12 protein-coding genes are annotated in these 13,991 nt (G+C 66.8%); 8 read left to right on the forward strand and 4 right to left on the reverse strand.

Annotated features, from left to right (window positions below; genetic code table 11):
- Nucleotides 1-19: 19 nt before the first annotated feature.
- A complete protein-coding gene (locus PUN51_RS05460; RefSeq protein ID WP_275180184.1) occupies nt 20-1,474 on the reverse strand; it encodes a replication-associated recombination protein A in 1,455 nt (484 codons plus the stop codon).
- A 63-nt stretch (nt 1,475-1,537) separates the two neighbouring features.
- Between PUN51_RS05460 and PUN51_RS05465 the strand changes: the two genes are divergently transcribed.
- From PUN51_RS05465 to PUN51_RS05490, 6 genes are all read left to right on the forward strand, one after another.
- Nucleotides 1,538-2,206, forward strand: coding sequence for an acVLRF1 family peptidyl-tRNA hydrolase (locus PUN51_RS05465; RefSeq protein WP_275180185.1), 669 nt, complete (start codon nt 1,538-1,540; stop codon nt 2,204-2,206).
- Between the two features lie 66 nt (nt 2,207-2,272).
- Entirely contained in the window at nt 2,273-3,058 is a 786-nt protein-coding gene (locus tag PUN51_RS05470) for an IclR family transcriptional regulator (protein ID WP_275180186.1), read from the forward strand.
- A 122-nt stretch (nt 3,059-3,180) separates the two neighbouring features.
- Nucleotides 3,181-3,942 carry an SDR family NAD(P)-dependent oxidoreductase gene (locus PUN51_RS05475; RefSeq protein WP_275180187.1) on the forward strand — a complete coding sequence of 254 codons (762 nt, stop codon included), beginning with the start codon at nt 3,181-3,183 and terminating at the stop codon, nt 3,940-3,942.
- Between the two features lie 94 nt (nt 3,943-4,036).
- On the forward strand, nt 4,037-5,713 hold the full coding sequence (locus PUN51_RS05480; RefSeq protein ID WP_275180188.1) for an FAD-dependent oxidoreductase: 1,677 nt from the start codon (nt 4,037-4,039) through the stop codon (nt 5,711-5,713).
- A gap of 1 nt (nt 5,714) precedes the next feature.
- Complete coding sequence (locus PUN51_RS05485; protein ID WP_224027152.1) at nt 5,715-6,044, forward strand: Dabb family protein; 330 nt, start codon at nt 5,715-5,717, stop codon at nt 6,042-6,044.
- A 17-nt stretch (nt 6,045-6,061) separates the two neighbouring features.
- Nucleotides 6,062-7,465, forward strand: coding sequence for an MFS transporter (locus PUN51_RS05490; protein WP_224026162.1), 1,404 nt, complete (start codon nt 6,062-6,064; stop codon nt 7,463-7,465).
- A 23-nt stretch (nt 7,466-7,488) separates the two neighbouring features.
- On the opposite strand, the gene PUN51_RS05495 is transcribed toward PUN51_RS05490, so the two are convergent.
- Nucleotides 7,489-8,253, reverse strand: a complete 765-nt coding sequence (locus tag PUN51_RS05495; RefSeq protein WP_224027153.1) for a GNAT family N-acetyltransferase — start codon at nt 8,251-8,253, stop codon at nt 7,489-7,491.
- Between the two features lie 138 nt (nt 8,254-8,391).
- A complete protein-coding gene (gene aspS, locus PUN51_RS05500) occupies nt 8,392-10,188 on the reverse strand; it encodes an aspartate--tRNA ligase (RefSeq protein WP_224026163.1) in 1,797 nt (598 codons plus the stop codon).
- A 98-nt stretch (nt 10,189-10,286) separates the two neighbouring features.
- Here aspS and PUN51_RS05505 point away from each other — a divergent pair, with 98 nt between their 5' ends.
- Nucleotides 10,287-11,534, forward strand: a complete 1,248-nt coding sequence (locus tag PUN51_RS05505) for an APC family permease (RefSeq protein ID WP_224026164.1) — start codon at nt 10,287-10,289, stop codon at nt 11,532-11,534.
- Between the two features lie 9 nt (nt 11,535-11,543).
- On the opposite strand, the gene hisS is transcribed toward PUN51_RS05505, so the two are convergent.
- Nucleotides 11,544-12,914 (reverse strand): histidine--tRNA ligase, encoded by a 1,371-nt coding sequence (gene hisS, locus PUN51_RS05510; protein WP_159631900.1) that lies wholly within the window; start codon nt 12,912-12,914, stop codon nt 11,544-11,546.
- A gap of 228 nt (nt 12,915-13,142) precedes the next feature.
- Between hisS and PUN51_RS05515 the strand changes: the two genes are divergently transcribed.
- Nucleotides 13,143-13,961 carry a peptidylprolyl isomerase gene (locus PUN51_RS05515; RefSeq protein WP_159631899.1) on the forward strand — a complete coding sequence of 273 codons (819 nt, stop codon included), beginning with the start codon at nt 13,143-13,145 and terminating at the stop codon, nt 13,959-13,961.
- Nucleotides 13,962-13,991: the final 30 nt, after the last annotated feature.

Raw genomic sequence — 13,991 nt, forward strand, 5'->3', positions numbered from 1 at the left:
GATTCAGCTTACCACGGCATTACGTGCCCCGGACAATCCTCCGCAGGCGTTCCAGCCGTTGGGCGATATCCCGTTCGGCACCGTTGCCGGTGGGCTGGTAGTAGTCGCGGCCCACCAGGTCATCCGGCGGGTACTGCTGGGTGGCCACTGCGTGCGGCGCATCGTGGGCGTATTTGTAGCCAACGCCGTGGCCCAGCTGCTTGGAGCCCGGATAGTGGGCATCGCGCAGGTGCGCGGGAATTCCGACGCCGAGGCCCGCCCGCACGTCCGCGATCGCTTTGTTGATGCCCATGTAGGCGGCGTTCGACTTTGGTGCGGTGGCGAGGTGGACCACGGCCTCGGCCAGGATGATCCGGCCCTCGGGCATACCGATCAGCTGGACCGCCTGTGCTGCTGCCACGGCGGTCTGCAGCGCGGTGGGGTCTGCCATGCCCACGTCCTCCGCCGCGGAGATGACGATCCGCCGGGCGACGAACCGGGGGTCCTCCCCCGCCTCGAGCATCCGGGCGAGGTAGTGCAGGGCCGCGTCCACGTCGGACCCCCTGATGGATTTGATGAAGGCGCTGGTTACGTCGTAGTGCTGGTCGCCGGCGCGGTCATACCGGACGGCGGCCGCATCGAGGGCGCGCTCGGTGTGGCGCAGCTCCACGGTGACCGGCTCTTCGGCGGCAGGCGCGGAAGGTGCGCCTTCCTCCCCCACGGAACGTTCGACGTCGTCCGCGTCACCGAACGCGACGCCGGCCGCGGCCTCCAGGGCCGTAAGGGCGCGGCGGGCGTCGCCGCCGGACAGCCGGACCAGGTGTTCCAGCGCTTCATCGCTGAGCCGGACCTTGCCGCCCAGCCCCCGCGGATCCTCCACGGCCCGGACCAGGAGGCCCTCGATGTCCGCATCGGTCAGGGGCTTGAGCGTGAGGAGTAGGGAACGGGAGAGCAGGGGCGAGACCACCGAGAAGGAGGGGTTCTCCGTGGTGGCAGCCACCAGGACCACCCAGCGGTTTTCGACGCCGGGCAGCAGGGCGTCCTGCTGGGCTTTGTTGAAGCGGTGGATCTCATCGAGGAACAGCACCGTGGTGGTCTTGTACAGGTCGCGGGCCGTCAGGGCGTCGTCCATGACACGCCGGACGTCCTTGACGCCTGCGGTGATGGCGGACAGCTCCACGAACTTGCGGCCGGGTCCGCGCGCAATCACATGCGCCAGCGTGGTCTTGCCGGTACCCGGAGGGCCCCAGAGGATCAGGGAGCTGGGTCCGGCCGGACCGGCGGCATCCGCGCCCGCCCCGGCTGCCAGCTGGCGCAGCGGCGACCCCTGGCCGAGCAGGTGCTGCTGGCCCACCACTTCGTCCAGGGTGCGGGGCCGCATGCGGACGGCCAGCGGGCTGCGCGGCGAACCCTGTCCCCGGGAACCTACGCTTTCCCCCGCGACGGGACGATCGTCGTCGTCGTTTTCTGGCCCGTTCCCGAAGAGATCATCCACATAGATAGGCTACTTCCAGTCCAGCACCTGCTTTTCCCCCTCCCCCAAACCCAAGGAACCGCCATGCCCGCCCCAGGTCCAACCGGTGCCCCGCCGTCCGTGAGGACAGCATTCGTGTCCGGTCCGCGGCTGGCGGGCTGGGCGGAACGCTTCGGCACCTCCCACGGCGGCTACCGGCTGCAGGATGGCGACGACGGCCTGCTCCTTGTGGCGGCCGACGGCACGGAGGCACTCCTGCAGGCGCCGTGGCCGGCTGATGGGCGTCCGGGACGCGGCGCCGGCCCGCTGGAGCGGCTGGCTGCATTGGCCTCGCAACCACGCCGGCTGGGACTGCTGCTGGTGCGGCGGGGTGGATACGGCATCGGGGTGGCAAGCGAAGGCACCCTGCTCGCGTCCAAAGCCGGCACCCGGTACGTCCAGGCCCGAACGGCGGCTGGCGGCCAGTCCCAGCAACGGTTTGCCCGCCGCCGTTCCAACCAGGCGGATGCCCTGGTGGCGGCCGTGGCGCAGCAGGCGGCGGAGGTGTTCCGCGCGGCCGCCTTCGAATATGTGGTGCCCGGCGGCGACCGGGCCCTGGCTGACCTGGTCCTCCAGGACCCCGCCCTGCGTGATTACGCGCGCCTGCCGCGCCTGCCCTACCTGGACGTTGCCGAGCCCCGGGCCGCCGTGCTGAAGAAGGCCGCGGCAGATGCCTGCTCCGTAAGGGTGACAGTGACCGATCCGCCAGGCTGAGCCTGACGGGAACAGGGGGCGGCACAGGAGGAGGATTACCATTGAGCGGGAATCCGAAGGAGCAATGTGGCCAATTCCGCGTCGGGCGAGTCGATCATCGGCCGCTTCGTGAAGATCGTGAGTGCATTCGACGACCGCCATAGTTCTATGAGCGTCGCCGAACTTGGGCGCAGGACCGGGCTGCCGGTCACCACCACCTACCGGCTGGTCAACGATCTGCTCCACGAACGGCTGCTCGAACGTGAGCCCGGCGGCGACATCCATATAGGCACCCGGATGTGGGAACTGGCCTCCCGGGGGTCCAAGACGCTCAGCCTGAGGGAAGCCGCGCTGCCTTTCATGGAGGACGTCCAGTCCGTGGTGCAGCACTCCACCACGCTGGGCATCCTGGATTCGGACGAAGTGCTGTACATCGAGCGCCTGGGCTCGGATAAGACCATCGTGGACATCACCAAAGTTGCGGGCCGGCTGCCGCTCCACGCGACGTCGTCGGGCCTTGTCCTCCTGGCACACTCCCCCGCGGCCTACCAGGACAGGTTCTTGGCCCGGCCCCTGACGAAATTCACCGAAACGACGCTGACCGACCCGTCCGAGCTGCGCCGCCATCTGGCCGCGATCAGGCAGCGGGGCTTTGCAGCCATGCCGGGCGTGATTGTTCCCGAATCCAGCGGCATCGCCGTTCCCGTGTTCGGACCGGACAACTCCATCCGCGCGGCGCTCAGCGTGGTGGTCCCGCGCAACGAGGAGAATGCAGTCGCCCGGGTGCCCCTGCTGATGGCATCGGCCCGCGGGATCTCGCGGGCCCTCGGCTGGCGGGGCGAGTTGAAGGGCACCCTTCGCCAGAGCCACTAGGCAAAGCCGCAGGAACCAACTTTTGCCGTTGATCGGTAAACATGTGGTTCCAGTCACAGCTCCCCTGCCACTCTGGCTGGGATGCAGCAACGAGGCTGCTGGAGTTACGAGGAGCAGACCGCATGAACACCACAGCGAACCGCGTGGCAGGCAAGACTGCAGTCGTCACAGGCGGCCGCGGTGACCTGGGCAGGGCCACCGCCGCCCTGCTGGCAGAACACGGCGCAGCAGTCGCCAGCCTGGACGTTGCCGGCATCCCCGCCGCAACCTCCCACACCAACGTCAAAGAGTACGACGTCGATGTCACCAGCGAGGAGAGCGTCGCAGAAGCCATCCGCCAGGTCCGCGAGGATCTCGGGACGCCGGACATCCTGGTCAACGCCGCCGGAATAATTGGGCCGGCCGGAGCCTCGCACACCGCCTCGGTGTCCGACTTCGACACGATCTTCAACGTCAACGTCAAGGGCGTTTGGCTCATGACCAAGCACGTGGTCCCCGGCATGATCGAAAAGGGCGCCGGCAGTATCGTCAACTTCTCCTCCATCCACGGAATCACGGGCGGACGGAACGTGCCGCTGTACCACGCGACCAAGGGTGCAGTCCGGCTCCTGAGCAAGTCCGATGCGGCGGCGTACGGTGCCCACGGCATCCGGGTGAATTCCATCCACCCCGGCTCCATGGACACCCGGATGAGCCGCCGCTCGGCCGAGCAGTCGGACATCGGCGCTGATGCCTACTACAAGCAGCTGGTGGGCTCCAATCCCCTTCCCCGGCAGGGCAAACCGGACGAGATCGCCTACGGGGTGCTGTACCTGGCCTCCGACGAGTCCCGCTTCACCACCGGTTCCGAGCTGGTTATCGACGGCGGCTACACCGCCATCTAACCGGGCGCCGGGTTCCCGGCCCTGGCAGCCGCTTGATAGAGCCGTTGGCGCAGGCATCTGCGCAACCATTTCCTCCTCCTGAAAGGCAACACCCATGAAATTCGTCAATGGAACCGCAGCCGAAAGCTACGACGTCGTCATCGTCGGATCCGGCGCCGGCGCACTCACCGCGGCGGCCACCGCAGCGCGCGCCGGCAAGTCCGTCGTCGTCCTGGAAAAGAGCCCCCTGCTGGGCGGCACGTCCGCCGTCTCCGGCGGCATGCTGTGGGTGGCGGATAACCACCACGCCCGGGAAGCCGGCATGACCGATTCGAAGGAAGCGGCCGCAAAGTACGTGCGTGCCGTGGCCCGGGGACGCGGACGGGAGGAGCTCCTGGACGCCGCCCTGGACTACGGGGACCAGATGCTCCGCTTCGTTGAGGAGGAATGCGGCGTCCGCTTCATCTTCCTCAACAACTTCCCGGACTACCGCCAGGACCTCCCCGGCGCCGTGGAGGGCGGCCGCACAGTGGAACCCGAGCTGTTCAACAGCAAGGAAGCCCTCGGCAAGCTCACCGCGCACGTCCGCACTGACGGCCGGGCCCCGTTCACAATGCAGGAATACGAAAACTGGGGCGCCTTCACCATGTTCCCCTGGGACGACCTCAACCAGCGCCAGGCTGACGGGCTCGTGGCCAAGGGCCAGGCCCTGGTGTCCATGCTCCTTGCCAGCCTGGTCCGCGACGGTGCCGCACTAGTCACCGAAGCACGGGGCCGTCGGCTGCTGACAGACGGCACCCGGGTAACCGGCGTCGAGGTCGAATCCGGTCAGGCCTTCCACGCAAACGATGCCGTAGTACTGGCCACCGGCGGCTTCGAATGGGACAAGGCACTCGCCGACTCGATGCTGGCCTCGCGGCTTTACACGATGTGCTCGCCGCCCTCGAACACCGGCGACGGCCTGCGGATGGCCCAGCGGATCGGCGGCCAGACCCGCGGCACCAGGGAAGCCTGGTGGGCCCCAATGTCCGTCACCGGGGACACCCGGGACGGCCAGCCGATCGGCACCCTGCTGCGCTTCGAACGCCAGGGCCCTGGATCGATCATGGTGAACCGCCACGGCCACCGTTTCGCGAACGAATCCCAGAACTACAACGACCTCGCCCGGAGCCTGCAGTCCTGGGACTCCCCCAAAAACCAGACCCTCAATACCCCTGTCCACGTAATCGTCGACCACACGTACATGGAGCGCTATGGCATCCTGGCCCACCGCGCCGGCCAGCCCACTCCCGGCTACCTGATCGAGGCGGACACATTAGAAGAACTCGCGGCCAAGATCGACGTGCCTGCGGAAGACCTCCGCGCAACCGTGGCACGGTTCAACGAATACGCGGTCAAGGGCGAAGACCCCGACTTCGGCCGCGGTGAAAGCGCCTACGACAAGTACTGGGGCGACGAGGAGAACCCGTACCCGAACCCCTCTCTCGGTCCGCTGCAGACCGGGCCGTTCTACGCCATGGAAGTGGTCAATGGCGCTTTCGGCACCAACGGCGGCGTTGCAACCGACGGGCTGGCCCGCGTGCTCGACGTCGACAACCAGCCCATCAAGGGCCTGTTCGCCGCAGGAAACACGACCGAAAACGCCTACGCAGCCGGATACCCCGGCGCCGGAGCAACCCTTGGGCCAATCATGACTATGGGCTACCTGGCAGGCCGCACCATCGCCGGGCTGCGGCCGGAGTATTGCGCGGCTGAACGAAACGGAGCAGGCGCGGAACTGGTGGGTGCCTGAGATGATCCGCCATACCGTGCTCTTCAAGTTCAAACCGGATTTTCCGCCCGCTGACAAGCATGCCTGGATCACCGGACTCGACAGGATGGCCGGGAACATTCCGGGCATGCTCAGCCTGACCCACGGCGCTAACGTGCTCGGGACCGAGCGCTCTTTCGACTACGCCATTGTGGCCGATTTCGAATCGGTCGAGGACATTGCGGTCTACAACACCCATCGCCTGCACGAGCCGCTTAAGTCCTACTCATTTCCCAACAGCCAGCAAATCCTCTCGGTGGACTTCCACCTGGCGGATTCCCAGCAGGCTCCCACTGAGACACCGACGTCTTGAGGAGAACCATGCAGTCCATGTCCCCATCCCAATCGGCACCAGATACTGCCCAGCGTAAAACTCCGGGCAAAGCGGCGTTGGCGTCCTTCCTCGGCAGCACGCTTGAGTACTACGATTTCTTCATCTACGGGACGGCCGCCGCCCTGGTCTTTCCGCACATCTTCTTTCCGACCGCAGACCCGGCGGTCGGGTTGATCAGTGCATTTGCCACGTTCGGCGTAGCCTACGTCGCCCGTCCGGTTGGAGGCCTGGTCATGGGCCACTTCGGGGACAAACTGGGCCGCAAGAAAATCCTGCTGCTCACCCTCGGCATCATGGGCCTGTCGTCATTGGGTATCGGGTTCCTGCCCGGTTACGAACAGGTGGGCATCTGGGCCCCGATCCTCCTGGTGGCCGGCCGCCTGGCCCAGGGGTTTTCCGCCGGCGCGGAATCGGCGGGCGCCTCGACCCTGACCCTCGAACATTCACCGGAAGGAAAAAGGGGCTTCTTCACCAGCTTCGTGATGACCGGCTACGCCTCCGGCATGGTGCTTGCCACCCTCGTCTTTATTCCCGTGGCAGCCCTGCCACAAGAAGCCATGATGGCTTGGGGATGGCGCATTCCCTTCTGGCTCTCCATCGTGGTCCTCGGGATCGCTTATTGGGTGCGGACGCACTTGGACGAGACCCCCGTTTTTGAGGAAGCCCAGGCAACGGACCAGGTGGCCCCGATGCCGATTAAGGAAGTGCTCAGGTTCCAGGGGGCTGACGTTATGCGCGTCGTGGGGATGTCCATCATGTCCGTCATGCAGACCGTTTTCACCGTGTTCGGATTGGCCTATGCCACCACTACTGCCGGCTTTGACCGAGCGTCCATCCTGACCGTCAATGCTGTGGCCATCGGACTGTCGATGGTGGCCATGCCGCTCGCGGCCAGGCTTTCGGACCGGATAGGACGACGCCCCTTGCTGCTTACGGCCGCCATCGGCTGCTCGGTTACGATCTTCCTCTACTTCCTCGCCCTGTCCTCCGGCAACCTCGCGCTGGTCTTCCTGTCCGCCTTCCTCAACATGACGGTGCTCTATTCGGGCTTCAACGGCATTTGGCCGGCATTCTTCGCGGAACAGTTCGCCGCCCCCGTCCGTTACACCGGAATGGCACTGGGGAACCAGCTCGGACTGGTTCTCGCCGGATTCGCACCAATGATTGCCGGCATGCTCCTTGCCCCCGGTATAACCGGTTGGATTCCGGTGGCTGTCTTCGCCACGGTCTGCATGCTTATCGCGGCAGCATCGGCCTTCTACTCCCCGGAGACCTTCAGGACACCTATTGCCGAACTGGGCGCCTCCTACCTCAAGGGATCCGCACAGCGCCGTGATCTGCTGCAGGCAAGCAGGCATGAACTGCAGGACGCACCAACAGCGGGCACCCGGATCCACTGATCCCGCGGGCCCCTAATGCAGCCCTAGCAACCAGTCTGGGCGCGCTGCGGGCGTTCCTGCCGGTACAGGTATCGGCCGGCCTCACGGAACCCGGCTTTCCCGTAGAGTTGCTGCGCCCCACGGTTCGCCGCTGTGACCAGAAGCCAGAAGCCGTCCAATCCCCGCTCGTTGCCTGCCCGCAGCAGGGATTGCAGGATGACGGCCGCGAAGCCCTGGCGGCGCGCGTCCGGAAGGGTAGCCATGCAGTAGAGGCCGCCCTGCCCGCTGCCGCGCGGGAGGGCAAGGCGCCCGACGGCGGCAGCCCTGCCACCACGGTCCCGCACCAGGGCATACACGGAGGGACAGCCCCTGAGGATGGTTTCCGCGACGGCCGGGGAGTCCTCCCCGCCGCGGCCGTCCACCTCCCACCAGACCCGCAGCCACTCCCCTGACGGCTCCGTGGCGAGTTCCACCGCCGGCGTGGCGCCTGCGGGAATCCGGGCATCCATCGCGCTGCGGGTCATGACCAGGGTCTCGGACTGGCGGGTGAAGCCCTCCGCGTCCAGCAGCTCATGGAGACCGGACGCTGCCGGGGTGTCGAAGACTTGGAAGATGACCGGCAAGCGGCGGCTGCGGTACCAGGCCCTGGCCTCCCTGAGCAGGCCCGGGAGGTCGTCGCTGCACCGGTCGACACCGTACTCTTCACTGCGTGGCCAGATGGAGTTGGCCCGTTGGGTGACGCCTGCGGCCGCACGAAGCGTCCAGCTGCCGGCATCATGGCGGTCCGGTGCTGGCCATGCTGCGTCCATGGCGGCTTCAAGGCCCGGGGGTGCGGGTTGGACCGGGCTCGGTGTGGTCACGGGGCTGTTCCTTCCTTAACGGCAGGAGGTCCCCCGGGCGAACCGGGGAACCTCCAATGATTGCGGCCTGGAGCCACTAACCGTGCACTACTGCTTGTCTTCGGGCTTCTTCACTTCGGGCTTTTTGGCCTCGGGCTTGAAGTCCACCCCTGCTTCCTTGCGCTGCTGCGGCGTGATGGGGGCCGGGGCCTCGGTGAGGGGGTCGTGTCCACCGCCGGACTTCGGGAAGGCGATGACGTCGCGGATGGACTCGACTCCTGCCAGCAGCGAGACCACGCGGTCCCAGCCGAAGGCGATGCCGCCGTGCGGAGGCGCGCCGTACTTGAAGCCCTCCAGCAGGAACCCGAACTTGGTCTGGGCGTCCTCCTTGTCCAGGCCCATCAGTTCGAAGACGCGCTCCTGCACGTCGCGCTGGTGGATACGGATGGAGCCGCCACCAATTTCGTTGCCGTTGCAGACGATGTCGTAGGCGTAGGAGAGCGCCGACTCGGGATCCTTGTCGAACGTGTCAAGGAATTCCGGCTTGGGTGAGGTGAAGGCGTGGTGCACGGCAGTCCACTGGCCTCCGCCGACAGCAACGTCGCCGGAGGCAACGGCAGCGGCGGCGGGCTCAAACATGGGCGCGTCCACAACCCAGCAGAAAGCCCAGTCCGTGGGGTCGATCAGGCCGGTGCGGTGGCCGATTTCCACGCGGGCGGCACCCAGCAGGGCGCGCGAGGGAGTCTTTTCACCAGCGGCGAAGAAGATGCAGTCGCCGGGCTTCGCGCCCACAGCGTCGGCCAGGCCGGCACGCTCGAACTCGGTGAGGTTCTTCGCCACGGGGCCGGCGAGTTCGCCGTCCTCCTTGTACAGGACGTAGGCAAGGCCCTTGGCGCCGCGCTGCTTGGCCCATTCCTGCCACGCGTCCAGGGCACGGCGTGCCTGGGAAGCGCCGCCGGGCATGACCACGGCACCCACGTAGGGAGCCTTGAACACGCCGAAGTTGGTGTCCTTGAAGAAATCGGTGAGCTCGGTCAGTTCCAGCCCGAAGCGAAGGTCCGGCTTGTCGGAGCCGTACCGGGCCATGGCGTCGGCGTAGGTGATGCGCTGGATGGGCGTCGGGATGTCCGCTCCGATGAGCTGCCACACTGCCTTAACGATGTTTTCGCCCAGCCGGATGATGTCGTCCTGGTCGACGAAGCTGGCCTCGATGTCCAGCTGGGTGAATTCCGGCTGCCTGTCCGCACGGAAGTCCTCATCGCGGTAGCAGCGTGCAATCTGGTAGTACTTCTCGAACCCGCCCACCTGCAGCAGCTGCTTGAAAAGCTGCGGGGACTGCGGGAGCGCGTACCAGGAACCCGGGGCCAGGCGTGCCGGAACCAGGAAGTCACGGGCGCCTTCCGGCGTCGAACGCGTCAGCGTGGGCGTCTCAATCTCCACGAAGCCCTCCTGGTGGAGCAGGTCGCGCGCCACCCGGTTGGCCTCGGAGCGCAGGCGCAGGTTGCGGCTGGGGCCGGGGCGGCGAAGGTCCAGGTAGCGGTGCTTGAGGCGGGCTTCCTCGCCGACTTCCACGTGTTCGTCAATTTGGAACGGCAGGGGGTCGGAGGTGTTGAGGATGGTGACATCCTCGGCGATGACCTCGATCTCTCCGGTCGCGAGGGCGGGATTCTCGTTCCCCTCCGGACGCTTGGACACGGTGCCCGTGACCTGCAGGACGTACTCGTTGCGCAGTCCGTGGAACACTTCTTCCTCGCGGACCACCACCTGGGCCACGCCGGAAGCGTCGCGAAGGTCAACGAATGCCACACCACCGTGATCACGACGGCGGCCCACCCAGCCGGCCAGGGTTACGGTTTGTCCAATGTGCTCGGAACGAAGGGATCCGAGGTCATGTGTGCGCAGCACAGCACGCCTTTCTGCGGGAAAACAGTGGGAAGTTTCAATATGATCGTTGCGGGAACGATCCCGTCCGAGTTTACCCGCTGGAAAGGGAATGCCGCCGCATGAGCGAACCGCAGCAGCTGCAGCGCAGGCTCGGGACCTTTGACGCCACCGCGATCGGACTGGGTTCCATGCTGGGTGCCGGCGTGTTTGTGGTCTTCGCTCCGGCCGCCGCGCTGGCAGGGAATCTCCTGGTCCTGTCGGTGCTCATCGCGGGAGTAGTGGCGTACTGCAACGCCGTGGCCTCTGCCGCCCTCGCCGCCAAATACCCCACCAGCGGCGGTACTTACGTGTACGGGCGGAACCAGCTCGGCGAGTGGCCGGGTTTCCTGGCCGGCTGGGGTTTCGTGACAGGCAAGACGGCGTCGTGCGCGGCCATGGCGTTGACGTTCGGCAGCTACGTAGCGCGGGATTATGCGGTCCCGGTGGCTGTGGCCGCCGTCGTGGCGCTCACCGGAGTCAACCTGCTCGGCATTACCCGGACCGCCCTGCTGACACGCATCCTGCTGTGCATGGTCCTGGCGACGCTGGTGTTCGTCGCCGTGGCCGCGTGGCTGGGCCCGCACACCGCGGCGGTACTGGCCGGGCCGCCGTCGGGCAACCCGGCGGGAGTCCTGCCGGCAGCAGGGCTCATGTTTTTCGCTTTCGCCGGCTACGCCCGGATCGCCACGCTGGGCGAAGAGGTCAAAGACCCCACACGGGCCATCCCGCGGGCCATCCTGGCGGCCCTGGCAGCCGCTTTCGCCATCTACCTGCTGCTGGCACTGCTCCTGCTGAACCACCTCGGAGAGCGGCTTGCCGCGTCCGGAACTCCCCTGCTGGACGCAGTATTGGATTCCCGCCTTGCCCCTGCCGCGCCGCTGGTGCAGGCGGGCGCAGCCGCTGCATGCCTGGGTGCCCTCCTCGCCCTCATCACGGGCGTGGGGCGGACCACCCTGGCCATGGCACGGGAACGCGACCTGCCGGGTCCGCTGGCAAAGGTGGGCGGCACCCACACCGTCCCGTTCGTTGCGGAACTGGCTGTGGCCGTCGTCGTCATCCTGCTCCTGCTGACCACCAACGTGATGACGGTGGTGGGCTTCTCAAGCTTCGGCGTACTGGTGTATTACGCCGTGGCGAACGCGTCCGCCTTCACCCTCACGGCCCATCCCGGCTATGCCCGCCGCTGGCTGAACGCCGTGGGATTCCTGGGCTGTGTCGTCCTCGCCTTCACCCTGCCGCCGGCGCCCGTGCTGACCATGGCCGCGGTCCTCGCAGCCGGGGTGGCCGGGCGCTGGCTGGCGCTGCGCCTCCGGCAGCACCAGTCCTGACTTGCCGGGCTACACGGAGGCTGCTGCGGGGGCGGTGGTTTCAACCTGAACCGTCAGGTCCTCCAGCGGCGGCATCCAGGTTTCGGGCGCGGCCAGCACCTGTTCGCCAGTACGGATGTCCTTGACCTGGTGGGTGCCGTCCTCGTCGGTGAACCAGACGAACGGGATGCCGCGCCGGTCCGCGAACTTGATCTGCTTACCGAACTTTTCTGCCTTGGCCGCCACTTCCGTGGGGATACCCCTGCTGCGCAGGAGCGCGGCGACGTCCTGCGCACCGCCCCAGCTGTCGTCGTGGTTCAGGGCCACCAGCACCGCCGTGGGAACCGAACGGGAGGCCTTGGCCAGGTCCTGGCTCAGGATCCGGGAGACCAACCGGGTCACGCCGATGGACAGCCCGACGCCCGGGAACTTCCGGTTTCCCTTGGACGCCAGGGCGTCGTAGCGGCCGCCGGAGCAGATGGACCCGAGCTGCTCGTGGCCCACCAGCACGGTTTCCACCACGGTGCCGGTGTAGTAGTCCAGGCCGCGGGCGATGCTGAGGTCGGCCAGCACCTTGCCGGGAGCCCGCTGCACGGCGGCATCGATAACCTGCTCCAGTTCGTCGAGGCCTTCATCCAGGAGCTCGTTGGTGACGCCGAGGGCACGGACCTGCGCCACGAAGGATGTGTCGTCCGTGCGGATTGCTGCCAGCTGCAGCGCCTTGGCGGCCTGGTCATCGGAAGCGCCCAGCTCGGACTTCAGCAGCTCAGCCACCTTGGCGGGACCGATCTTTTCAAGCTTGTCGATGCTGCGCAGCACGCCTGCGGTGTCATCGAGGCCGATGCCGCGGTAGAAGCCTTCGGCGAGCTTGCGGTTGTTGATCCGGAGGCGGAAGTCGGGGATGGGCAGGGCACTGAGGGCCTCGGCGATGACCAGTGCAATCTCGACGTCGTAACGGAACGGAAGCTCGCCGTCGCCCACCACATCGATGTCCGCCTGGGTAAACTCACGGGCCCGGCCTTCCTGGGGCCGCTCGCCGCGCCACACTTTCTGGATCTGGTAGCGGCGGAACGGGAAGGCGAGGTAGCCGGCGTTTTCAACGACGTAGCGGGCAAACGGCACCGTCAGGTCAAAATGCAGGGCCAGCGCGTGGGGATCCGCTTTGCCGCCCTTTACCGGGTTGTCGCTCTCATCCTCCTGGAGCCGGCTGAGTCCATACACTTCCTTGTCGATCTCGCCCTTGCGGAGCAGCTGGCCCACCGTCTCCACAGCCCGGGTTTCGATCGAGGCAAAACCATGCAGCTCAAAGACCCTGCGCAGGGTATCGAGCACATGCAGCTCCACCAGCCGCTCCTCGGGAAGCCACTCGGGGAATCCGGACAGGGAGGCGGTGCGTGCCATGGGGAAGGTTCTCCTTAGGGATGGAAGGCGCGGCGCACTGCCGGCCACACCGTTCAGGGACGGCGTACGGCGGCAGCACAGCCGGCCATGCATAAACTATGTGCGGCAGCCAGTTTATGCGTTCATCCGTGTGCATCTCTAATACGGCGGACGGCACGGACTGGCCGCTGAATTCTTCGCGCCGCGGCCAACCGCGGCACACCAGCAGCCCGAGGATGAGGAGGACCCTTGCCGGCCAGTTCACGCAGTGCCCGCGAAACGAAACGGCGCATCCAGCAAATGGAAGCCAAGCGTGACCTCCGGCGCGACCAGGAAAGGCGGCGCAAGCGCGACAACCTCGTGGCCGCCGGCGCGGGAACCGCCGCCGTACTGCTCGCCGTCGTCCTCCAGCTCACGGCGTTCGCCGGAAACCCGACCGAGGACGAGTATGCTGCCGCGCAGGCAGGCCTGACCGAGCCATCGGCCTCGGCCAGCGCCTCCCCCACTCCATCCGCTGCTGCAACCAACGGGCCGAACATCCCGGCCGCAGACTCGGCGGCCGGCAAGACTTTCACGGGCCAACTGCTGCTGAACGGCAGTCCTCTGGGCGTGGAGGTGGACGGAACCAAGGCTCCCCAGGCCGCGGCGGTCTTCAAGTCCCTCAGCGACGAAGGCTATTTCAACGGCAAGACGTGCCACCGGCTCACCACCGCAGACCAGTTCGGCGTGCTGCAGTGCGGTTCGCCCACGGGCGACGGCCAGGGAGACCCCAACTACACGTGGGGTCCGCTGGAGAACACCCCGGCGGACAACATGTACCCCGCCGGCACCATCGCCGTGGCCCGTACCGGCAACAACGCCTACGGCAACGGGACACAGTTCTTCATTGTCTATAAGGACACCGCGATTCCGGCAGACGCAGCGGGGGGCTATACCGTGGTGGGAAAGGTGACCTCGGGGCTTGATGTGGTGTCCAACATTGCTGCCGCCGGTATCACGCCAGGTGCCAGCGACACGGACGGCGCACCAAAACAACCAGTCACGATAGACTCGTTTTCTCTGAAGTAGGAGCCGGGCCGGCAAGGCCGCGGTGCAGTA

The sequence above is a fragment of the Arthrobacter sp. NQ4 genome (assembly GCF_029077345.1).
In the GTDB taxonomy this organism is placed as follows: Bacteria; Actinomycetota; Actinomycetes; order Actinomycetales; family Micrococcaceae; genus Arthrobacter.

What these genes read in the sequence shown, in the direction of transcription:
- PUN51_RS05495 (WP_224027153.1), bottom strand. Translation starts at nt 8,253, where the DNA reads ATGGACGCAGCATGGCCAGCACCGGACCGCCATGATGCCGGCAGCTGG.
- hisS (WP_159631900.1), bottom strand. Translation starts at nt 12,914, where the DNA reads ATGGCACGCACCGCCTCCCTGTCCGGATTCCCCGAGTGGCTTCCCGAG.
- PUN51_RS05480 (WP_275180188.1), top strand. Translation starts at nt 4,037, where the DNA reads ATGAAATTCGTCAATGGAACCGCAGCCGAAAGCTACGACGTCGTCATC.
- PUN51_RS05490 (WP_224026162.1), top strand. Translation starts at nt 6,062, where the DNA reads ATGTCCCCATCCCAATCGGCACCAGATACTGCCCAGCGTAAAACTCCG.
- PUN51_RS05485 (WP_224027152.1), top strand. Translation starts at nt 5,715, where the DNA reads ATGATCCGCCATACCGTGCTCTTCAAGTTCAAACCGGATTTTCCGCCC.
- PUN51_RS05475 (WP_275180187.1), top strand. Translation starts at nt 3,181, where the DNA reads ATGAACACCACAGCGAACCGCGTGGCAGGCAAGACTGCAGTCGTCACA.
- PUN51_RS05505 (WP_224026164.1), top strand. Translation starts at nt 10,287, where the DNA reads ATGAGCGAACCGCAGCAGCTGCAGCGCAGGCTCGGGACCTTTGACGCC.
- PUN51_RS05465 (WP_275180185.1), top strand. Translation starts at nt 1,538, where the DNA reads ATGCCCGCCCCAGGTCCAACCGGTGCCCCGCCGTCCGTGAGGACAGCA.